Genomic DNA, 22,247 nt, shown 5'->3' with positions numbered 1-22,247 from the left:
GCGGAGGCGAGGAGCGATGTTGAGTAAAAAGCTGTCAGTGGGCATCGTTAACTGTGAAAAGACGTACGCCTATTCCCTTCCAACTGTCAAATCCAAGGTGTTGGCCTCCCTTTTACGGGAGGAACAGGCCCCCATTTTATCCGAAAGCCAATATTATTATAAAATCCGTTTGGGGGGAAGCAGGGTCGGTTGGGTTCGGAAAAAGCATATCATACGGGAGCATCGCGAGCGTCTGATCGTCGGCTGGCATGCGTTCGGCACCACAACGGATTATATGGAGCGTACGGAGCGTGCGGCACCCGTCGATATCGTATCCCCCCGGTGGATGGTGCTGCAGCAGGAGGCCCCCTATGTGACTCAAACGGTGGATGCGAAGTTCGTTGCCTGGTGCCGTGAGCATGGCAAAAAGGTTTGGGCGATGCTGGGCAACCGGTTCGATCCGGAGCTGACGGATATGATTTTGAGCGATGCCTCCAAGCGCGAAGAGCTGGTGAAAGCATTGGTCGAGCTGTGTTCGGTTTATCAGCTGGATGGGATCAATGTGAATTTCGAAAATATCAATCCGCGGAATAAAACGCACTTGACAGAGACGGTTTCGGCGCTTAGGGAGTCCTTGCATCCGCTTGGAAAAACCACAACGGTCGGTCTCACGCGGCATAACCCTGATCCGCATTCGGGCTCCTACGACCGCAGGGAGTTGGCTAAAGCAGCCGATTATCTTATCCTGATGGGTTATGAGGAGCACTGGCCGGGAGGAAGCAAGGCCGGCCCCGCCGCTTCTTATCCCTGGGTGGAGGAAGGAATCAAGCTGCTGCTGAAGGAAGCGCCGGCACATAAGATTTTGCTGGGCATTCCTCTCTTTACGAGAAAGTGGACCTCCGATTCGGAAAAGGAAACCTTGACCAGTGAGCAGCTGTCCATGACTCAGGCTCGAAACGAAGCGGAACGCAGGAATTTGTCACTCCGATGGCTTTCCAAAGCGAAGCAGCATTACGCAGAATATACGGTAGGCAGTCAGCGGCACCAGCTATGGGTGGAGGACAAAGCCTCCTTGGAGCAGCGGCTCCAGCTTGTGGAGAAATACCAGCTCGGCGGCGCAGCCTTCTGGTATTTAGGCATGGAATCACACGACATATGGTCCCTGTTGTAGCAGCTAGCCGCTCATGTTTCGAAAATAGCTCCTCGGCCTCAAAGTCCGGCTGCCCTCATCGACATTCCTCGATTTCAAAAAGGTATCGTTACATCTGGGTCCTCCCCGCTTTGGGTAAAGGTTGCTCCGTTGTGTCGGATGCGGCGGAGCATAAGCTTCGTTGTGTGTGGTTAAACGTACTCATTCCGTCAGGTGACCATCCAGGGCTGCAATGCTGCTATAGTGCAAAAATCCACGATACTAATTGAGTTTAAGAACGAGATTTGTGAGAATCAGCATCTTTAAAAGTACACAATGGCTTTGAACCGAGACAAATGGTCTTGGAATGTTGTACATACGCAGAAATCCTCTTGCATCGGACACAAATCAAGGAAAAAAGCTGTCTATTTGCAGAAATGTCCCAATACTCCAAAGGAATCCATGGATATATAAGCAAGAGTAGATCCGGGAGAGAAAAGCTATAGGGAGGAGCTCTTTATCTCCGATCCCATGCAGCACGAATAGATCTTCCAAGAACCGTCCGAAACCGGACGGTTTTTCCTATTCTCTCCCCCATTTCCGATGGGGCTGTTTTGATGGTTTAGAAAGTGACATCTTCGGATTAGCGGGAAAATATCTTCAGCCGCGAGTTGTGGCTTGCCGTCTACACCATAACATTCTAATCAAATGACGGCAAACAAGATGTTTGAGTTGAGGCTGAGGATATTTCCTGCGATAAAGTGAAGCTGTCTAATTCTTTAACCCCACAACAGCCCTATTTGCAAATCCCCTCGTAAACCGCTACTCTAAAAAGGAAAGTAACTTGCAATTTACCACGGGGGGAGCTACGTAACGCATGAACTCGGCAAAAAGACTATGGCGCGTGACAGGAGCTGCCGTATTGGTCTCAACCGTCGTCTGCGCGGTCGGCTTCGGTTATGCAATCAAGGAAATCATGTTTCCTGCACCCATCACCGGTACGGAAACCTCGGTTCCCGGAGGAGCGGCAGCTAAGCCCGTAGAAGAAAATTGGGCTGCGAAGCGGCAAATTCGTATCGTCGCCTTAGGGGACTCTCTCAGTGCAGGGACCGGAGACTTGTCCGGCAGAGGTTACGTAGGGCAGGTGAAGGAGAAGCTTCAGGAGCAGCTGGGTAAGCCTGTATTCGTTTATAATAATTTCGCGATCCCGGGGTTTCGTACGTATGATTTACTGAAGGATTGGGACGCGAAGAAGGATATCGATAAATCGTTGTCGGAGGCGGATTTGGTGCTGTTTACCATCGGGGGCAACGATCTGTTCGAGGGGGGACAAGATCTGTTCACGAATCCGCAGACGGGAGAAGGCTTCAATCCGCAGGCTGCGGCGCAGCGGCTGCCGGAGGCGGTCAAGCGGCTGGAGCAGGTGATGGATCGAGTGGCCAAAGCGGCCCCGAAGGCCAAAATTATGTATGTCGGCTTGTATCATCCGTTCCTCGATCTCGACCCGAAGCGGGAAGGCTCGCCGCTCGTACAGCGCTGGAATACGGCTGCTTTTGAGATTGCGAATAAATACCCGAATATCACGGTAGTACCGACGTTCGATTTGTTCGAATTGAATCTCAATAAATATTTATATACCGATCATTTTCATCCCAATCAGGACGGCTACGAGCGGATCGCCGGGCGTATTGCCGACATATTGAAGTAGAGGGGAGGCAGAGCTTTATGCCAGAGGTGGTTTTATCCGTCGACCGGGTGAAGAAGCGCATCAAAAATCGGGAAATTATTAAAGGGATCAGCTTCGAGGTGTATGCGGGGGAAATTTTCGGCTTTCTGGGGCCGAACGGCTCCGGAAAAACGACGACGATACGTATGCTCGTCGACCTCATACGGCCGACGGAGGGCACGATTCAAATTTGCGGCTACGACGTACATAAGCAGCATAACCAGGCGCTCCAGTATGTCGGATGTATCGTAGAGAATCCGGAGCTGTATTCCTATCTTACCGGCTGGGAAAACCTGGAACACTTCGCCCGTATGCTGCCGGGCGTGAACGAGAAACGCATTCATGAAGTCGTGGAGATCGTAGGCATGGACAAACGCATCCACGATGTGGTCAAGACCTACTCCCTTGGCATGCGTCAGCGTCTCGGGATCGCGCAAGCTCTGCTGAACAACCCCAAGCTGCTCATATTGGACGAGCCGACGAACGGACTGGATCCGCAAGGGATTAAGGAGCTGCGTGAATTTATTCGCAAGCTGGCGGATGGCGGTCTCAGCTTGTTCGTATCCAGTCATTTGCTAAGTGAAATTCAGCAAATGTGCGACCGGGTCGCCATCATCAGCCAGGGCGAGGTCATTCAGGTCGGCGAGGTATCCGCGCTGGTCGACCGGTCCGTCAGCCGGGTGCTCTGGAAGGCATCGCCGAAGGAAGCAGCCTTGCAGGTGCTGTCTTTTTTTCCGAATGTGAAGGTGCTGAACGCCCCGCAGCCGGACGATCATGCCGATTCTGCGATAACGACGGAGGTAAGCCCGGAGGACGTTCCTGAGGTTACCAAACGAATGATCGAAGCCGGAATCGAGCTGTACGGCATTGAAACGAAAAATCCGACCTTAGAGGATTTATTCCTGCAGCTGACGGAGGGGGAGCGCATTGGTTAGCTTGTATCCGCTTGTCGTGAACGAATGCATCAAGATCGTCAAGAAAAAGCGATTGCTGGTAGTCTTATTAATACTGGCGGCCATTATCCCAATGTTTACTTATGCGCAAATGAAGGTCGCCGATAATGCCCGCAAGCAGTTCGGCACGACGGATTGGCGTGTTGAGCTTAGACAAAAAATTACGGATTATCAGCGAAGCCTCTCCAGCGGCCGCATGCCGGAGGAATGGAAGCAGTGGCGTCGTGTCGAGATTAAGCAGGCGCAATACTATTTGGATAAAGATGTGAATCCGTCCAGTCCGAACGGGGTAACCTTTACAAGAGAATTCGTTAAAAATGCGATCGGCCTTTTTATCCCTCTTATGGTTATGGTGATTGCCGCAGACCTCGTCTCCGGCGAGCATACGACCGGTACGATCAAGCTTTTATTAACAAGACCCGTGCAGCGCTCCAAAATTTTACTGAGTAAGTACATCACGCTGGTTTTGTTCGTTTCCTTTACGGTGATAGCCACAGGTCTCATTGCTTATGGGATTTCCGGCGTTGTCTTTGGATATGGCGGCTGGGATATGCCGGTATTTATGGGCTTTCAGGTGAATGGGACGGAGGTCGATTTCTCCTATGTCCGGGCGGTCGATCAATGGTTCTATCTGCTGATGGAATTCGGGCTGGTTTGGTATACCGCGCTGATTGTGGGCATTATTACCTTAATGGTGTCCGTTCTTGTTCGAAGTACGGCGGCAGGCATGGGGATCATGCTCGCGGTGCTCATCTCGGGTACGATTTTGACCAGCATGGTCTCGTCCTGGGAGACGGCGAAATATTTGTTTATGGTCAATTTGAAGCTCACCGACTACTTAAGCGGCGCCTTGCCGCCGATCAAAGGCATGAGCCTGCCCTTCTCCTTAACGGTGCTTACCGTGTGGGGATTGCTGTCGGTCATTGTCTCTTTTACTGTCTTTACGAAAAAAGATGTGTTGAACTAAGCGGATCAAATGTTATAATGCAGATTAGCTGTAAAAACTGTTGACAACTGACATGTTCGGTTGCAAGTGGATGGACTGACAACGGATCTCGTGATTCCACGCTGTAACAGTTGCAACGGAGATGACTTACTGTTTGGGGAGGCTGCGATGGCGGAACAACTTGATTTGTTTGCAAAAACCGCAGAAAAGCCGGTCGACTATGGTGCAGATGATATCCAGGTGCTGGAGGGCCTAGTGGCCGTTCGAAAGCGTCCGGGGATGTACATCGGCAGCACCAGCTCCTCCGGTTTGCACCATTTGGTGTGGGAAATCGTCGATAATGCGGTAGATGAGCATTTGGCCAAATTCTGCTCGCAGATCGATGTCACAATTCATAAAGACAATTCGGTCACGGTACAGGACAACGGCCGCGGTATTCCTACTGGCATGCACAAAACGGGCATTCCGACACCGCAGGTGGTATTTACGATTCTTCACGCCGGGGGAAAATTCGGGGGCGGAGGCTACAAGAAATCCGGTGGTTTGCACGGGGTAGGGGCTTCGGTCACGAATGCGTTGTCCGAATGGCTTGAGGTGGAGATTTATCGTGAAGGCAAGGTTCACCGCCAGCGGTTTGAATATTGGGTCGATGATCAGGGCAAAGAGCATGTAGGGGAGCCCGTTACGGACCTGGAGGTTCTGGGCAACACGCGCAAATCCGGGACGAAGGTTACCTTCAAGCCGGATAAGCGGGTGTTCCAGGCAGGAACGACAATCAACTATGACACGCTTGCCGAGCGATTACAGGAAATTGCATTCCTCAACTCCGGCCTGAAGGTGACGATTACGGACCTTCGTACGGACAAGCAGGAGGAGTTTCAGTATGAAGGCGGGGCAAGCCAATTCGTCCAGTTCCTGAACGAGGATAAGACGGTGCTGCACGATGTGATCCACTTCGTGTCGGAGAAGGATGAGATTGAAGTGGAGGTGGCGCTGCAGTATAACGACGGTTATACGGAAACGCTTGCTTCCTTCGTCAACTCGATTCCGACACGCGGCGGGGGGACGCACGAGACCGGCTTCAAGACGGCCTATACGCGGGTAATGAACGACTACGCGCGCAAGACGGGGATTCTGAAGGAGAAGGAGAAGAACCTCGACGGACAGGATCTGCGCGAGGGGATGATGGTTGTCATCAACATCAAGATGGGCGAGGTCGAATTCGTCGGACAGACGAAGGACCAGCTCGGCAGTGCGTCGGCGCGCAGCGCGGTCGATGCCGTGGTGTCGGACAAGATGGCCGTCTTCCTGGAGGAGAATCCGCAGACGGCGCAGATGATCATGAAGAAGGCCATTCAGTCCGCGAGAGCGCGGGAAGCGGCACGGAAGGCGCGGGAGGAAATCCGCAGCGGCAAGAAGGGCAAGAGCGAGAGCTCGAATCTTGGCGGCAAGCTGACACCGGCGCAGTCGAAGGATTATACCAAGAATGAGCTGTTTATCGTAGAAGGCGACTCGGCAGGCGGCTCCGCGAAGCAAGGTCGGGATTCCCGCCATCAGGCGATTTTGCCGCTGAAGGGCAAGCCGATGAATCCCGAGAAGGCCAAGCTCCTTGACATTATGAAGAACGAGGAATACAAGGCGATCATTGCTGCGATCGGAGCGGGCGTCGGTCCGGAATTTGACGAATCGGAAAGCAATTATGCCAAAATCATCATTATGACGGATGCCGATACGGACGGTGCGCACATTCAAGTGCTTCTGCTAACCTTCTTCTACCGTTACATGAAGCCGTTAATTGATGCAGGGAAGGTGTACATCGCCCAGCCGCCGCTATACAAGGTAACGAAGAAGGCGGGCAAAAACTCGGCAGTCCGGTATGCGTGGACCGATGAGCAGCTGGCTGCGTTAACCAAGGAGCTCGGCAAAAATGTAGAGCTTCAGCGGTATAAGGGACTTGGCGAGATGAACCCGGATCAGCTGTGGGAGACGACGATGGATCCTACGACTCGGACGCTGCTGCAGGTGAAGATCGACGATGCCGCCAAGGCGGAGCGTCGCGTTTCCACCTTGATGGGCGATAAGGTCGACCCGCGCAAGCGCTGGATCATTGAGAATGTTGATTTTACCGAGTATGTAGAGTAATGAGTAAGGGAGCGTTCTAAGACGTGAGCACACTCGAAAATTTTTTACCGGCCTACCTGGAAGAGGTTGTAGGCGACCGGTTCGGCCGGTATTCCAAATATATTATTCAAGACCGCGCCATACCCGACGTTAGGGACGGCCTAAAGCCCGTACAGCGGCGGATCCTGTATGCGATGTATGATGCAGGCAATACGCCGGACAAGCCGTATCGCAAGTCGGCTAAGACCGTCGGTGACGTGATGGGTAACTACCACCCGCACGGCGATTCGTCCATATATGAGGGCATGGTGCGGATGGCACAGCCTTGGAAGATGGGGCACGTTCTTATCGACGGCCACGGGAACTGGGGCTCGCTGGACGATGACCCGGCAGCGGCGATGCGTTACACCGAAGCTCGTTTATCCGAAATTGCATTGGAGCTGCTTCGCGATATCGAGAAGCGGACCGTGCTGTTCAAGGACAATTTCGACAATACGACGAAGGAGCCTGTCGTCCTGCCCTCGCGTTACCCGAATCTGCTGGTGAACGGCGTCAGCGGCATTTCGTCCGGCTTCGCTACGGAAATACCTCCTCATAACCTGCGGGAGGTTGTGGATGCGTGCATCGCCCTGATCGACAACAAGGAGCTGACGCTCGAGGAAATCATGACGATCATGAAGGGGCCGGATTTTCCGACAGGGGGCATCATTATGGGCTCCGAGGGGATCAAGGAAGCGTTCCGCACAGGCCGCGGACGGATCTATCTGCGTGCCCGCACCGCCATCGAGGATATGCGCGGCGGCAAGCAGCAGATCGTCATTACCGAGATTCCTTATCAGGTCGTCAAATCAAGGCTCGTCACGGCCATGGAGAACATTCGGCTTGAGAAGAAGATCGAAGGCATCGCCGAGGTTCGGGACGAGAGTGGGCGCGAAGGCTTGCGTATTGTCGTGGAGCTGAAGAAGGAAGCGGATGCGCAGGGAATTTTGGCGTATCTGTTTAAGAAGACGGACCTGCAGGTCACGTATAACTTCAACATGGTAGCCATTGTGAACAAAACGCCGAAGCAGCTTGGCGTGAAGGACATGCTGGAAGCCTATATCGGGCATCAGAAGGAAGTAGTGACCCACCGCTCGCAGTACGAGCTGGAGAAGGCGGAGGATCGCGCTCACGTCCTCGAGGGATTAGTGAAAGCGCTGAACATTCTGGATGATGTGATTGCGACGATCAAGCGCTCGAAGAACCGACAGGACGCCCAAAACAATTTGGTTGCGGAATACGGCTTCACCGAGCGTCAAGCGGACGCGATTCTGACCTTGCAGCTGTATCGCTTGACCAATCTGGAGATTCATTCGCTCGAGAAGGAACTGAAGGAAGTTCAGAAGACGATTGCTTACCTGCAGGGGATTCTGGGCAGCGAGAAGAAGCTTCTGGCGGTCATCAAGGAAGAAATGAGCGTCATTCGCGATAAATACGCCGTAGCCCGCCGCTCCGAGATCCAGGACGAGGTGGAGGAGCTGAAGGTAGGCCTTGAAGTGATGGTCACTGCCGAGGACGTGTATGTGACTTTGACGAATGAGGGCTATATTAAGCGGACAGGCTATCTGTCGTTCGCCCGTTCCGGCGGCGAGATCGATAAGACGGGGCTGAAGGAAGGCGATTACCTTCGTTACCTGCTGGATGTGAACACGCTGGAGAATCTCCTGATTTTCACACAAAAGGGCCAGTGTTATTTACTGCCTGTCCATCAAGTACCGGAGTACAAATGGAAAGAGAACGGAACGGCTATCGTGAACGTAATTCCGATCCCGAAGGACGATAGGATCGTTTCGGTCATTGCGGTGAAGGATTTCGAAGAACCGGGGAAATCGCTGGTGTTCGTTACCCGTAAGGGCCAAGTGAAGCGGACGGAGCTGAAGGAATACTTCACAAACCGCTCCAGCGGCATTGTTGCGGCTAAGGTAGCTGACAACGATGCGATACTGGACGTAAAGCTGAGCACCGGAGATAAAGACCTGCTGCTGGTGACGAAGCTTGGCATGAGCATTCGCTTCAAGGAAGCGGAGGTCAACCCGATGGGACGCGCAGCTGCAGGGGTTCGCGGAATTGCGCTTCAGGAGAAGGACGAAGTGGTCAGCGCAGATTGGCTCTCGGGCGATGAGGGAGAGCTGGTGGTAGTGTCCGACCTGGGCTATGTGAAGCGTACGCTAGTATTCGATTACATGGTGCAAGGTCGTGGCGGCAAAGGCTTGCAAACCTTCGAATTCAAAGAAGGCAAACGAGTGAAGCCGAACGGAGATGCCTTGGTTCGAGCCTTTACCGTAACGGAGCCCTTTGAGCTTACTGCGGTGCTTAGCACCGGCGAGAAGGCAGCCTTCTCGACCGAGCAGGCGCCGATCGAGGATCGGAAGTCTACCGGTAAGCAGCTCATTGCACTAAATAAAAATGAAACCGTAGTAGATGTGCTGAAGCTCGTTACCGCGGCTGCTCAGTCGTAGCTCATGTACTCCTCTGGCTCGAGCCGATCGAGCAGCTCCAGCATCATCTGAAGCACGGCCCACACTGGCATCGAATCGTCCAGACGTTCGAGCCATTGTGGGTCTTTGATTACACCTCGCTGCAATGCCGCTTCACCGAGCCGCTGTTTCCAGTCTTCCATAGGGAATCACGCTCCTTCCACCGTTTGACAAGCTTTGCCTACAGGCGACGCTCCTGCTTGCAGCATATGTAGAATAGGCTCGTCTGGTACCTGTTTTTATCGATTTATGTCCTAAACTATTTAGGTGATTAACCTTTCTTTCCCTGTCGCCTAGTGGTATAATTAGGATAAAGAAATCGGTTTACAGGAGTGATTCGCATGGTAACCCAAGATTTTGCCAGGCTGTGGTGGAAATTGTCCAAGGACTTGCGTACGCATATGGAGGCGGAGCTGGCGCCAACCCTTACGGAAGGTCAGCTGACCGTACTGGAGCTGCTGATGTATTCGGGCCAGGAACGAATGAAGCCGTCGGATTTCATCGAATATTTGGCGACGACGCCTGCAGCGATCACGACGTTGTTAGACCGGATGGAAAAAAGCGGATTGATTATCCGGGAGCGGGATGAGAAGGACCGGCGCATCGTCTGGGTGCTGGTCACGGAGAAAGGGCAATCGGAATGCGAACGGGGGATGCAGGTGCGCGAGCAATTCCTGCAGTCGTACCTCAGCCGTATTTCGTCGCATAATCAGCAGCTGCTGGTGTATTTGCTGGGCAAGGTGACAAACGCGGAAAAGCCGACGAGCGTGTCGGTGTGATGTATACAAACGGCTGTTCCTTATTTCTAAGGGGATGGCCTTTTTTTATGTGCGGATAAAGCGAGGAGGGGGATTCGTGCTGCATATTGTGAATGGCGATACGGTAGGAGAGCGCTTAAGGCAAGGCGGCGCCCAAGGGGACATCCTCGTTTGGCGGGAAGTGTATCCGTTCGGACCGATCTTCAAAGATATGGAGGAGGAAGGCAACCGGTCTGTAAGAGCAGCGTTTTTGGAAAAGGGTATCGGATTGCCGAGCTCCGACTATATTGCGTTTTGTGAGACGCAGGAGCAGGCTCTCAAGGAGTTCAGGAAGTATAACGAGATCGTATTGTGGTTCGAACATGATCTCTTTGATCAAACAATGCTATGCTATTTGCTTCGTTGGTTTGCACGACAGTCTCATGGAGACACTAGCTTGAGTTTGGTATGCATCGGAGGCTATCCAGGCATTGAGGATTTTCGAGGACTAGGGCAGCTGACATCGGAGCAGCTCATCGCTTTGTTCGGGATAAGGCAGGCTGTAGGGGAGCCGGAATTTGAGGCGGCCAAGAGGTTTTGGAGTTCTTATTCCTCCGGTCGATTGGATAGGCACATCGTATTCCTTCAAGAGGATACCTCGGCGCTTCCTTTTGCCAGGGCGGCCTTTGAGGCGCATTTGTCTCGCATTCCTTCGGATCCGAGCGGCTTAGGGTCGATTGAGCGGACCACACTGGAATTGCTGGAGGAAGGGATCACGTCGCCTCACCTCTTGTTTCATCAGGTGGGTGGTCGTTTGAGCCTGCTGGGAATGGGCGATTTGGAGTACTGGTATCATCTGGCGCAAATGTCGGAGGGGCCTTATGCGCTAGTGCGTATCCAAGGAGAAGAGGGATTTCCAAGCTTTCTTCGAGCAGAGCCGACGTTTAGGGAGCATGTCATTTCGCTAACGGAGCTAGGCAGGGAGGTCCTTGCGGGAAAAGTATGTTGGAGCGCTTTGAAGGCAAGAGAGGCATGGTTTGGCGGCTTTCATTGGAAAAGCGGCTGATCCCCGCCAAAGAGGACAGCCGCTCTGTTTATGGATCAAGCCTTTTCCCACAGCAACCAGGGAAAGCTGCGGGGCGGCTCCGAGGTGAAGCGAAGCTGCTCCTTCGTGGTCGGATGCTCGAAGCTGAGCTGCGTGGACCACAGCGCGATCTGCTGCCCGGGCTTCGTCAGGTGCGCGCCATAGCGCTGGTCCCCGACGAGGGGGCAGCCGATCGCGGCAAACTGCACGCGGATTTGGTGCGGGCGCCCGGTATGCAGCTCGATTTGCACGAGCGACAGCCCTTCGAGGCTGCCCAGCACGCGGTAATCGAGCAGCGCCTCCTTGGCGCCCGGCTTGCCTGCCGGCACGACGGACACCGTGTTCGTGCGCTCATCCTTCAGCAGGTGGTGGCGAAGCGACCCCTGCGGCTCTTTCGGCCGGCCGTTTACGACGGCCGTGTATTCCTTGCGGATCGTGCGCGTGCGCACGGCATCCGACAGCCGGGACGCCGCCTTCGAGGTCTTGGCGAACACCATGACGCCCCCGACGGGGCGGTCCAGTCGGTGCACCAGACCGAGATAAACGTTGCCCGGCTTCTGATGCCGCTGCTTCAGATCCGCCTTAATCAGCGTCAGCAGGTCAGGATCACGGGAATGATCCTCCTGCGTAGGCACATTCGGCGGCTTGACCACCACGATGACGTGGTTGTCCTCATACAGCACCGGAATGTCCGGCTTGCTGCCTCCAGCCATCGGCTACGCCTCCCAACGGCCCAGAATGCCGCACGGCAGCGCGAGCTTGGATTCGGTAATCGGCAGGCCGATCTCACCGTGGGTGATGGAGCCGCCGAATTTCGAGCCAAGCGAGATGGTCAAAATATTTTTCAATACCGTAGAAGAAATTCCTGTCGTATAAGAGTTGATCAGGAAGAACAGGGGGTTATCCGTAAGAATGCTCGCGCAGGACTCCACGAACGGATACAAATCCGTCTCCAGCTTCCAGGTTTCTCCGTTCGGGCCTCTTCCGTAGGAAGGAGGGTCCATAATAATCGCATCATACTTGCTGCCGCGGCGCTGCTCCCGCTGTACGAACTTGAACACATCGTCTGTAATGAAACGGACGGGGCGGTCGCCGAGGCCCGACAGCTGCAGGTTTTCTTTCGCCCAAGTAACGACGCCCTTCGAAGCGTCGACGTGGCATACCTCCGCCCCGGCGGACGCACAGGCTACGGATGCGCCGCCTGTATAGGCAAACAGATTCAGCACCCGAATCCGGCGGCCGGAATTTGCTATCTTGTCCATCATCCACTGCCAGTTGATCGCCTGCTCGGGAAACAGCCCCGTATGCTTAAAGCCGGTCGGCTTAATATGAAACTTTAAGTCCCGGTACGAAATTGTCCAACGCTCGGGAATTTTTTTCTTATACTCCCAGTTGCCCCCGCCGCTTGAACTCCGATGGTAATGTGCATCGGCTTGGCGCCACGCGTTCGTTTCCTTTACCAGCGGCCAAATGACCAGCGGGTCGGGACGGCGCAATACCACGTTCCCCCAGCGCTCGAGCTTCTCTCCGCCGCCGGTATCAATCAATTCATAATCCTTCCAATCTTGAGCTGCAAACATAGGGCTCCGAACCTTCCTTCATCTGTGGATACACGTATTATCTTCAACATTTTACACTACTTGCCCAAGGGATGCCAGAATGCTGCAAAGGTGTACGGTAAAAACAAAGACCAAGCCCACGGCTTGGTCTCCAGTCGCTTATTCCAAATGAGTTGCCTTCATCTTCGCCGGCACTTCCACCTGCATAAAATGCTCAAAGGCATCGTTAAGGAGCTGATGCTGCTCGTACGTGTCCAGCTTGTCAAACGGCGTCACGGAGCGGTTCTCCACCCGGATGATGTGGTAGCCGTAGTCCGTTTCGACCAGTTCGCTGATCTTGTTCAGCTCCAGTTCAACAGAAGCCTTCTTGAACGGCTCTACCCAATTGTTGACATCGGCATTGGCGTACAAGCCGCCGTTGTCCTTCGAGCCCGGGTCCTCGGAGTACTGCTTGGCAAGCGCGGCGAAATCTTGACCGGCCTTCAGCTTCGCAAGAATTTCCTGCGCCTTCTTGGAGGCTTCTTCCTTCGTGCGTTCCTTGCCTTGCTCGTCCTGGAAGCCGATCAGAATATGGCGGACGGAAGCCTTCTGAATTCCTTTGGAGGTTGCTGCAAGCTCCGACAGCATCGTTTTATCCGAAGCGATCAGCAGTTCCATATACCGGTTGAAATCCTCGTCCGTCAGTCCGTTCTTCGTCAGCAGCCCGGCGAAATCCTTGCCCGGAGCGGCGGCTACCAAGCTTTGCTTCGTTTGCTCCAGCTGCTTGCTGACCGCTTCCGGCAGCTGAGCCTTCACAGTGTCATTCGCTCTGCCATGCAAAATCGTGTATCCAACCAACTGATTCAGCATGTACTCTCGATACTGCGGATCCTCTTCATACTGTACGTTCTGCGGATTCAGAAGGCTGCGGAATTTCAAAAATTTCAGCAGCTCTCCCATCGTCACCTGACCGCCTTCATATTCAGCGGCAACGGAAGCGGGATTGATTTTCTTCCCGACGTAAATGGTTTCCGTGTCGCCGTCCCAAGCCACATCCTTGCCGAGAGCTTCACTTACGAAGCGCAGAGGCACGTATGTGGTGCCATTATAAATGAAGCCCGCGCCTTGGTCGGCCGTCGGTTTTTTCTCAATTCCGTCAAACATATATTTGAGGTTTTGGAAATATACTTCAATCTGTGTCCCACTCGCGTAGGCAACGGAGCCGCTGATGGCAAGCCCTAAGGTTAACCCCAGCACAAGCCCATGAAACTTATCCTTCATCATTCCTATCCAACCTTTCGACAGAGTATGTAGAAGTATTCCACATGCGAGGGGGAAATCCTTTTTTGTGAAAACGCACAATTTGTTTTCAAAGATTTACCGAAAATTTGGAGGGTCAGAAAGGATTTCTCATCTGCGTGTAGTATGTTTTTATGTAGAGCCCGAAAAATTGAAGTAAAGGGGGATGACACGAAACGTGAAAAGCTTGATCCCCGGTCCGGAAGACTTGTATTTGTTCCACGAGGGAAGCCTGTTTCAAAGCTACCGCATGCTCGGGGCGCATATCATGGAATCGGAAGGCGTTAAGGGCGTCCGATTCGCCGTATGGGCACCGCATGCAAGAGACATTCGAGTCGTAGGAGATTTCAATTGCTGGGACGGCACCCGCCACCGTATGGAGAAGATCAGTACCTGGGGCGTCTGGTCGCTTTTTGTCCCGCATGTTCGGGAGGGAGAATACTACAAGTACGAAATTGTGACATCCTCCGGAACGACACTGTATAAGGCCGACCCTTACGCCTTTCATTCCGAGCTGAAGCCGGGAACGGCGTCCCGCGTATATTCCTTGGAGGGATATGATTGGGAGGATCAAGCCTGGCAGGAGAACAAGCAGAGGCAATCGGTCTATAACGAGCCTCTCAATATTTATGAGGTGCATCTGGGGACTTGGAAGAAGAGGCCGGACGGTGCCTACTATACGTATAGGGAGCTCGCGGATGAACTGGTTCGGTACGTCAAGGATATGGGCTATACCCATATCGAGCTTATGCCGCTGGCCGAGCATCCGTACGACCGTTCCTGGGGGTACCAGGCAACAGGCTATTTTTCCGTGACGAGCCGTTTCGGGTCACCGAAGGACTTCATGTATTTCGTAGACCGATGCCATCAGGAAGGACTCGGCGTCATCATGGACTGGGTGCCGGGACATTTTGTAAAGGATGAGCACGGCTTGCGCCAGTTCGACGGGGAGCCCTTGTACGAATACAAGGATCCGATTCGGGCGGAGAAGAAGGATTGGGGAACGCTCTCCTTTGATTTTTCCAAACCGGAGGTTGTCAGCTTCCTGATTTCCAACGCCGTGTTCTGGATGGAAGTGTTCCACATTGACGGATTACGCGTTGATGCCGTCGCCAGCATCCTCTATCTCAATTACGGCAAGCCCCGGGAGGAGTGGATCACGAACCGGCTGGGGGGCGACAGCAACCTCGAGGCCATTGAATTTATCAAGAAGCTGAATATGACCGTCTACGGTTATTTCCCGCATGCGCTGATGATGGCTGAGGATTCCACGGCATGGCCCCTGGTAACCTCGCCGGTCCATGAGGGAGGCCTTGGTTTTAACTACAAATGGAACATGGGCTGGATGAACGATATGCTGAAGTATATGGAGACCGATCCGTATTTCCGCCCGGGCAGTCACAATTTGCTTACGTTCAGTTTCATGTATACGTACTCCGAGAATTACGTGTTACCCTTATCGCATGATGAGGTAGTGCACGGCAAGAAATCGCTCCTTAATAAAATGCCGGGTGACTACTGGCAAAAGTTCGCCAATCTGCGGACGCTCTACGGTTATATGATGGGGCATCCCGGGAAAAAGCTGCTTTTCATGGGCGGCGAGTTCGGGCAATTTGACGAATGGAAAGATCTTGAAGATCTTGATTGGGAAATGCTTGACTTTGACAGTCATCGAAGCATGCAGCGCTACGTCCACGATTTGAACCACATGTACTTGCAAGAGAAAGCCTTATGGCAGCTCGACCACTCACCTGACGGCTTTACTTGGATCGACCCGCACGATAACAAGCAGAGCATCACCACCTTCATGAGAAAATCACAAGATTCTGACGATTTCCTTATCATCCTGTGCAACTTCACTCCTGTTTACCATTCGGAATATCGTATCGGCGTGCCTGTACAAGGCCAATACGTCGAGCGCTTTAACAGCGATGCAGGCCAATACGGCGGCTCCGGCAAGCTAAACAGCGGCATGCTGGGAACAGAGCCCGTCCCGTGGCACAACCAACCGTATAGTCTGACGATCGCCGTACCACCGCTGGCTGCCGTGCTGATCAAGCCGGTAAAGCTGGTAAGAGAATCCGTGACCAGCACTGCCAAACGGGGAAGACCCCGAAAAAAAGCCGAATAACCAGAAGAGAGAGAGGTAGTGCCGATGCGCAGTAAAGAATGTGTAGCGATGCTTCTAGCAGGCGGCGAAGGCCGAAGATTGGGGGCTCTAACGAGCAAGCTGGCGAAGCCGGCCGTCCATTTTGGGGGCAAGTATCGAATCATTGATTTTACCCTTAGCAACTGCACGAACTCAGGCATTGACACCGTAGGTGTATTGACGCAATATCAGCCGCTTGTATTGAATAATTATATCGGTATCGGAACCCCGTGGGATCTGGACCGAAAGAACGGCGGTGTCTCCGTGCTTCCACCGTTCATGGAGCAGAGCGGCGGCGACTGGTACAAGGGTACCGCCAATGCGATCTATCGCAACATCTCATTTATTGAGCAGTTTGACCCGGAATACGTGCTGGTCATCTCCGGTGACCATATTTATAAAATGGATTATGATCTGATGCTGGACTTTCATAAAAGTAAGGGTGCGGATGCCACCATTGCCGTAATCGAGGTAAAATGGGACGAAGCAAGCCGCTTCGGCATCATGAGCATCGACGATGAGAACCGGATCACTGAATTTGCAGAGAAGCCGAAGGAGCCTAAGAGCAATCTGGCCTCCATGGGGATTTATATATTCAACTGGCACATGCTGAAGGAATACTTGACCAAGGATGAAGCGGATCCGGATTCCAGCAAGGATTTCGGCAAGGATCTCATTCCGCGGATGCTCAGAGAAGATAAGGGCATGTATGCTTATCCGTTCGAGGGCTATTGGAAGGATGTCGGTACGATCCAGAGCTTATGGGATGCCAATATGGATCTTCTGGAGGAGCAGCCGGAGTTTAACCTGAACGATAAGGAATGGCGCATCTATTCCGTCAATCCTTGCCAGCCGGGGCAGTATATCGCTCCAACCGCTCAAATCAAGCGTTCTCTGATCAACGAAGGCTGCTGGGTTTCCGGCACCGTTGATCATTCGGTCTTATTCTATGGCGTTCAGGTAGGCGAGGGGAGCCTGATCAAGGATTCCGTAATTATGCCGGGTGTCGTGATCGGGGAGAACGTACAAATTTATAAAGCCATCATCGGCGAAGGGACGGTCGTGGAAGACGGATGTGTCATCGGCGAACCGGATGGAAATCAGGATATTGTCCTGATCGGCAATAACGAGCATATCTCAGCGGCGACCGCGTCCACGAAAGGGTGAGTGCTTTATGAAGCGACTAATGGGAGTTATCAATCTGGTGAACGAGCCGGATGAATTGGAAGAACTGACTTATTCCCGATGTGTAGCCTCGGTGCCGTTCGGCTCCCGCTATCGTTTGGTCGATTTTGCTTTGTCGAATATGGTGAATTCCGGTATCGAGAATGTGGCGGTTTTCACTCAACATAAATATCGTTCGCTCATGGACCACTTAGGGTCCGGGAAGGAATGGGACCTCGACCGTAAGCGCGGCGGCTTGTTCCTGCTTCCTGCAGTGCTGCATGAGACGACGGGAATGGCCCGCGGCGATTTGTTCCAATTCTACAGCCATCGGGATTACTTCTATCGCGGCCGCGAAGAGTATGTAGTGATCTCCCGCAGCCATATGATTTGCAATATCGATTACAATGCGGTGCTGGATTATCATCTGGAGAAAAATGCGGATGTCACCGTCGTCTACAAGAAAGCGGACGAGGAGGAATACGCGAAATTTCGCCGGATGGCAGTCAAGGATGACGGCCTAGTGACGGTAATCGAGGATCAAACCGGACGACTGCGCACGGACAACATTTCGCTGGAAATGTACGTCATGAGCAAGGAGCTGCTGCTCGATATGGTGGAGTCCTGCCTGGCACAGGGCTACGATCACCTGGTGCGTGACGGCATTATGAAGAATATCGACAGGCTCAGCGTTTACGGCTATCTCCATCAAGGCCATACTGGCATTGTAAATACGATTCAAAGCTATTACAAACACAGCATGCAGCTGCTGAATCCTAAGATTTGGCGGGAGCTGTTCTTCCAGAAAAATTTGATCTATACCAAGGTCAAGGATGAGCCTCCGGCACGGTACTCGGAGAATGCGAACGCGAGGAATTCTCTTATCGCCAACGGATGCGTCATCGAGGGCAAGGTCGAGAACAGCATCCTGTTCCGTGGAGTGAAAATACGCAAGGGCGCCTATGTCAAAAACAGCATCATCCTGCAAAACTGTGAAATCGAAGAAAATGTCATCATCGAGAATGCCATCCTGGATAAAGACGTGTTCATCAGCAGAGGGCGAGTGCTCACGGGTGACAAGCAAGCACCGTTTATCGCTTCCAAGACCAAGGTCATTTAGAAATCGGCACGGCGTAAAGGGTGTCTCTATCCGAGTGAGACAGCCGGTTCGGCAGCAGGAGACACCTTGTTTTTTCCGCGCCGCGTACAAATATAAAGGAGTGGTAGGAAGCCATGAAAGTGTTATTTGCCGCGTCAGAAGCAGTACCTTTTGTGAAAACGGGAGGACTTGCCGATGTTATCGGCTCGCTCCCGAAAGAGCTGGTGAAGCAGGGGCTGGATGTGCGCGTCATGCTTCCGAAGTACGAAGACATCCCGGAACGGCTTGTGGAGTTGATGGAGCCAGTCACCTCCTTCCAAGTGCAGATGGGCTGGCGCTCGCTGTATTGCGGGGTATTCCGGTTGGAATGGGAAGGCATCACCTTTTATTTCCTCGACAATGAATTTTATTTCCGCCGCAAGGGCTGTTACGGGTACGGGGACGACGCGGAGCGATTCGCCTTCTACTGCCGGGCCGTACTCGATTCGCTGCTGCACATCGATTATATGCCGGATGTCATCCACTGCCACGATTGGCAGGCTGGCATGATCCCCGTACTGTATAAAGCGCATTTTAGCCACCAGACGGCATTCCAGCACGTAAAGACGATCATGACCGTACATAATTTGAAGTATCAAGGCGTTTTCGGCAAGGAGCAGTTCAAGGACTATTTCTCGTTAGGGGACGAGCATTTGCACGGCTATGCCTTGGAGCAGCATGGGGGCGCCAGCTTCCTGAAGGGGGGCTTGCTGTATTCCGATCTCATAACTACGGTGAGTCCTACCTATGCGGAGGAAATCCAAACACCTTATTACGGGGAAAATTTGGACAGCCTACTGCGCAGCCAAAGCTATCGTCTGAGCGGTATTATTAACGGCATCGATTATGATGAATTCGATCCGATGACAGATCCCAGGATTGAGGTGAACTATCGGGATTCCCTCTCCAAGAAGCTGCAGAATAAGCTGAAGCTTCAGGAGCGGCTCGGTTTGCCGATATCGAAGGAAACGCCCGTGATCTCCCTCGTAACGAGGCTTGTCGATCAGAAAGGGCTCGATTTGATCGACCGCGTGATCGCCGAGCTGCTCAGCCTGGATGCCCAGTTCGTCATTCTCGGGACGGGAGAAGCGCGCTTCGAGCAGCTGTTCCGCTGGGCCGCTTCCGAATACCCGGACAAGCTGTCAGCAAACATCTTGTTCGATGAGGCCCTGGCGAGACAAATTTATGCCGGCTCCGATCTGTTCCTTATGCCGTCGCTGTTCGAGCCTTGCGGCATCGGACAGCTGATCGCGATGCGTTACCGCACCGTCCCCATTGTCCGGGAAACGGGCGGCTTGAAGGATACGGTACAGCCTTACAATGAGGTAACCGGAGAGGGGACCGGCTTCAGCTTCGCCCATTATAACGCCCATGATATGCTGTTCACGATAGAGCGCGCCATTCAGCTGTACAAGCAGCCGGACGCTTGGTCAAGCTTGCTTGCGAATATGAAGAAAAAAGATTTCAGCTGGCGCAAGTCGGCTCAGCAATATGCGGGATTATATGAGCAGCTGACAACATAACACAGTTAGCGGGAAACCAATATCCTCCTACGGGTATTGGTTTTCCCCATTCAGAGGAGGAAGACGGCATCATGAAAGTAAACATCCGCCTGTCCGTGCACGGCGAGTTATTGAAGGAAGCAACCATCGAAATTGACGATTATAAAATGGAGGAGCTTACGGAGGAAGAGAAGGAGGGCGCCATCGAGATTCTGGTAAGGGAATGGGCTGCCCGCAGCCTCCAGATTGAATGGGAAGCCGCAGAATAGAAGGGGATGATACATGGAGCCGCCGCTTTCATTGAAGACCCTTGAGCGGGAAAGCCTCGGCTGAGGCCGTCAGGGAATTCCCTGACGGTTGCAGGCAAAGCAGAAGGGGGCGTCAGCCGACCTCTTCATAATACATGGTCTCTTTATTAAACGATCGGTTAATATGCAAAAAGGTGTGCATCAGCTCGAACAGCTCGGATTGATTGAGCTCCAGCTGAACCGGGTTCCCTTCCGAGTCGGAGGAGGCAACCTGGAACCGAATCGATTTGTCATTCGAATTAACATGAATTTCCAATTGCTGCTTTTTCAATACGCTTTCCCACATAAAACTTCTTCACCGATCCTTTCATTCGTAAGGACTTGCTTTTTTTGGACACAAAATTATATGTATGCCCGGAGCGCAGTGATTATGTTTATAAGATGAACTATTGCTATTATTTTTCATTCGTGATATAATGAAATATCTACTTGAAAAGCATACGCTGGGTGTCCAGCCGTATCACATATAGCTTAGACTTATCTGTTTTTGTTTTGGATCAACCCGATTCTCACTGGCGCGGTCTTCGGAGCCGCAAGGATGGAAGAGAGGCAGGGCTTTCGTTGTTTTAGGTGTTTCAAGGTTTGCAGTTAAGGTTTGTGTAAGTGGTTAGTTGTTGGAATTTGAGGTTCGGATTCAAGTAGAAGGTAAAGACCATCCGCCGAGCGAGGAGCGCCGGTAAGGGTGGTCTTTTTTGTTATGGCTTATTAGAGAACCGGGGAAGTGGATAAACCTGTTTTCGTAATCTCCACGCCTCTCTTGATCGCCTTCAAATCGTTGTTTGAATTGATCAGCAAAGGCAGCATTTTCATCTCGCTCGTCATCGGGGATGCACAGATACCACAAATCGGCTCTCGTGCGAAGGCAAAATTATCACGCATCCAGCCTTTGCAATCTTCCTTGGTGCAGGACCATACTGCCGTATCTTCTTTCGGGAGTTCCTCGATATGCTTGTTGCGAAAGTTTAAATACATTGTAAATCCCCCCAATGGTTTGATATGAAAAAAAGCTGCTCCCGAAGGTTGTTCAGGAGCAGCTTTCGTTTCCAGCTTAGTAAATTTTCGTTACGTTCTCGGCTTGTGGTCCACGATTGCCTTGAACTACATTGAATTGTACGCGTTGACCTTCATCCAAAGACTTGAAGCCTTCTTCCTGAATGGCGCTGAAGTGTACGAACACGTCGCCGCCGCCTTCGCTTTCGATGAAGCCAAAGCCTTTCTCTGCGTTAAACCATTTCACTGTACCTGTTTGCATAGTGTGATTACCTCCAAATAATTTTTTTTAACATGTTCATTTTCCTTAAAAACAAAAAAATTCACACATTGAAAAAAGTACCATCATAAAAATGAGACCTTTTTCAATATGTGAATTGGTTTCCATTTGAATAATTAACTATATCTTACTACAAAAAAAGGATAAATGCAAGTGTGTCGGTTACAAACGTTTAATCAAGGAATAATAACGAATGTCTCATTACGCTGATTGGAGGGATCCCTTTTGGATGATAACAAAACAGCGGACTCCCGATATATTCAACAGCATCTTGCCAACGAACGAACCTACTTGGCTTGGGTGCGTACCGGCATTGCTATCGTTGGGCTAGGCTTTCTAGCGGCCGGTGTGGTCTTCCGAGCGACGTCCTTCGAGCATATCGGGCGCTGGATCGCAGCCATAATAGGGGTGGGGGCGGTTCTTTTTGGGGCTATCATTATGGCATGTGCCACCAGGGATTATATGGTCAAGCAGAAAGGAATTAATCAAGAAACGTTCCGTTCTCCAAGGGTTTCCGTATGGGTTACGTTTGCCAGCTTAGGACTCATGGACATGTTTCTGTTAGCTCTGGTTATCATTTTATTGATGTATTGATTCGTTAGTAACGATTGCCATTTTCGTATATACTTTTAACAGATAAAGCTGATTATTCATATTACTTCATTTTTATTTGAATATGAGGGTTGTT

21 protein-coding genes are annotated in these 22,247 nt (G+C 52.2%); 14 read left to right on the top strand and 7 right to left on the bottom strand.

Annotated elements, in window-relative coordinates:
* Window positions 1-16: 16 nt before the first annotated feature.
* The 6 genes from RAC89_RS02440 to gyrA all read left to right on the top strand — a co-directional run bounded on the left by RAC89_RS02440 (window position 17) and on the right by gyrA (window position 9,352).
* Window positions 17-1,150 (top strand): glycosyl hydrolase family 18 protein, encoded by a 1,134-nt coding sequence (locus RAC89_RS02440; protein ID WP_306611534.1) that lies wholly within the window; start codon window positions 17-19, stop codon window positions 1,148-1,150.
* Between the two features lie 835 nt (window positions 1,151-1,985).
* Window positions 1,986-2,816, top strand: coding sequence for a GDSL-type esterase/lipase family protein (locus RAC89_RS02435; protein ID WP_306611533.1), 831 nt, complete (start codon window positions 1,986-1,988; stop codon window positions 2,814-2,816).
* A 17-nt stretch (window positions 2,817-2,833) separates the two neighbouring features.
* Window positions 2,834-3,769, top strand: coding sequence for an ABC transporter ATP-binding protein (locus RAC89_RS02430; protein ID WP_306611531.1), 936 nt, complete (start codon window positions 2,834-2,836; stop codon window positions 3,767-3,769).
* The gene (locus RAC89_RS02425) at window positions 3,762-4,754 is read left to right on the top strand and encodes an ABC transporter permease (RefSeq protein ID WP_306611530.1); all 993 of its coding nucleotides are present in this window, start codon (window positions 3,762-3,764) and stop codon (window positions 4,752-4,754) included. Before RAC89_RS02430 ends, RAC89_RS02425 begins: the two co-directional genes overlap by 8 nt.
* Window positions 4,755-4,901: 147 nt before the next feature.
* Complete coding sequence (gene parE / locus RAC89_RS02420) at window positions 4,902-6,875, top strand: DNA topoisomerase IV subunit B (protein ID WP_284640129.1); 1,974 nt, start codon at window positions 4,902-4,904, stop codon at window positions 6,873-6,875.
* A gap of 23 nt (window positions 6,876-6,898) precedes the next feature.
* On the top strand, window positions 6,899-9,352 hold the full coding sequence (gene gyrA, locus RAC89_RS02415; protein WP_306611529.1) for a DNA gyrase subunit A: 2,454 nt from the start codon (window positions 6,899-6,901) through the stop codon (window positions 9,350-9,352).
* On the opposite strand, the gene RAC89_RS02410 is transcribed toward gyrA, so the two are convergent.
* Window positions 9,343-9,513 (bottom strand): hypothetical protein, encoded by a 171-nt coding sequence (locus tag RAC89_RS02410; RefSeq protein WP_306611528.1) that lies wholly within the window; start codon window positions 9,511-9,513, stop codon window positions 9,343-9,345. The two genes, gyrA and RAC89_RS02410, sit on opposite strands and share 10 nt — an antisense overlap.
* Before the next feature lie 198 nt (window positions 9,514-9,711).
* On the opposite strand from RAC89_RS02410, the gene RAC89_RS02405 reads away from it, so the two are divergent.
* Window positions 9,712-10,149, top strand: coding sequence for a MarR family winged helix-turn-helix transcriptional regulator (locus RAC89_RS02405; RefSeq protein WP_306611527.1), 438 nt, complete (start codon window positions 9,712-9,714; stop codon window positions 10,147-10,149).
* Window positions 10,150-10,225: 76 nt separating this feature from the next.
* Window positions 10,226-11,173: a DUF1835 domain-containing protein gene (locus tag RAC89_RS02400; protein ID WP_306611526.1), complete on the top strand. Its 948-nt coding sequence runs from the start codon at window positions 10,226-10,228 to the stop codon at window positions 11,171-11,173.
* 35 nt (window positions 11,174-11,208) lie between these two features.
* On the opposite strand, the gene RAC89_RS02395 is transcribed toward RAC89_RS02400, so the two are convergent.
* From RAC89_RS02395 to RAC89_RS02385, 3 genes are all read right to left on the bottom strand, one after another.
* Window positions 11,209-11,904: an RluA family pseudouridine synthase gene (locus RAC89_RS02395; protein WP_306611525.1), complete on the bottom strand. Its 696-nt coding sequence runs from the start codon at window positions 11,902-11,904 to the stop codon at window positions 11,209-11,211.
* Window positions 11,905-11,907: 3 nt separating this feature from the next.
* Window positions 11,908-12,771 carry a class I SAM-dependent methyltransferase gene (locus RAC89_RS02390; protein ID WP_306611524.1) on the bottom strand — a complete coding sequence of 288 codons (864 nt, stop codon included), beginning with the start codon at window positions 12,769-12,771 and terminating at the stop codon, window positions 11,908-11,910.
* Window positions 12,772-12,909: 138 nt separating this feature from the next.
* Entirely contained in the window at window positions 12,910-14,013 is a 1,104-nt protein-coding gene (locus RAC89_RS02385) for a peptidylprolyl isomerase (protein ID WP_306611523.1), read from the bottom strand.
* A gap of 181 nt (window positions 14,014-14,194) precedes the next feature.
* Between RAC89_RS02385 and glgB the strand changes: the two genes are divergently transcribed.
* From glgB to RAC89_RS02360, 5 genes are all read left to right on the top strand, one after another.
* Entirely contained in the window at window positions 14,195-16,159 is a 1,965-nt protein-coding gene (glgB, locus tag RAC89_RS02380; RefSeq protein ID WP_306611522.1) for a 1,4-alpha-glucan branching protein GlgB, read from the top strand.
* A 24-nt stretch (window positions 16,160-16,183) separates the two neighbouring features.
* Complete coding sequence (locus RAC89_RS02375) at window positions 16,184-17,344, top strand: glucose-1-phosphate adenylyltransferase (protein ID WP_306611521.1); 1,161 nt, start codon at window positions 16,184-16,186, stop codon at window positions 17,342-17,344.
* Window positions 17,345-17,351: 7 nt separating this feature from the next.
* The gene (gene glgD, locus RAC89_RS02370; RefSeq protein ID WP_284640116.1) at window positions 17,352-18,461 is read left to right on the top strand and encodes a glucose-1-phosphate adenylyltransferase subunit GlgD; all 1,110 of its coding nucleotides are present in this window, start codon (window positions 17,352-17,354) and stop codon (window positions 18,459-18,461) included.
* Between the two features lie 113 nt (window positions 18,462-18,574).
* Window positions 18,575-20,002 carry a glycogen synthase GlgA gene (glgA, locus tag RAC89_RS02365; RefSeq protein ID WP_306611518.1) on the top strand — a complete coding sequence of 476 codons (1,428 nt, stop codon included), beginning with the start codon at window positions 18,575-18,577 and terminating at the stop codon, window positions 20,000-20,002.
* Window positions 20,003-20,073: 71 nt separating this feature from the next.
* A complete protein-coding gene (locus RAC89_RS02360) occupies window positions 20,074-20,250 on the top strand; it encodes a hypothetical protein (protein WP_306611517.1) in 177 nt (58 codons plus the stop codon).
* Window positions 20,251-20,362: 112 nt separating this feature from the next.
* Here RAC89_RS02360 and RAC89_RS02355 read toward each other — a convergent pair whose 3' ends face one another.
* The 3 genes from RAC89_RS02355 to RAC89_RS02345 form a co-directional block, all read right to left on the bottom strand.
* Window positions 20,363-20,575, bottom strand: coding sequence for a hypothetical protein (locus RAC89_RS02355; RefSeq protein ID WP_284640110.1), 213 nt, complete (start codon window positions 20,573-20,575; stop codon window positions 20,363-20,365).
* 419 nt (window positions 20,576-20,994) lie between these two features.
* Window positions 20,995-21,261 carry a cold-shock protein gene (locus RAC89_RS02350; RefSeq protein ID WP_284640108.1) on the bottom strand — a complete coding sequence of 89 codons (267 nt, stop codon included), beginning with the start codon at window positions 21,259-21,261 and terminating at the stop codon, window positions 20,995-20,997.
* Window positions 21,262-21,337: 76 nt separating this feature from the next.
* A complete protein-coding gene (locus RAC89_RS02345) occupies window positions 21,338-21,541 on the bottom strand; it encodes a cold-shock protein (protein WP_284640106.1) in 204 nt (67 codons plus the stop codon).
* A gap of 243 nt (window positions 21,542-21,784) precedes the next feature.
* On the opposite strand from RAC89_RS02345, the gene RAC89_RS02340 reads away from it, so the two are divergent.
* Window positions 21,785-22,153 carry a YidH family protein gene (locus RAC89_RS02340; RefSeq protein WP_306611514.1) on the top strand — a complete coding sequence of 123 codons (369 nt, stop codon included), beginning with the start codon at window positions 21,785-21,787 and terminating at the stop codon, window positions 22,151-22,153.
* The last annotated feature ends 94 nt before the right edge of the window (window positions 22,154-22,247 follow it).

The organism is Paenibacillus sp. GD4, assembly GCF_030846225.1.
In the GTDB taxonomy this organism is placed as follows: Bacteria; Bacillota; Bacilli; order Paenibacillales; family NBRC-103111; genus Paenibacillus_G; species Paenibacillus_G silviterrae.
The sequence above is the reverse complement of the archived record's forward strand: the minus strand, read 5'-3'. Positions and strand labels throughout refer to the sequence as shown.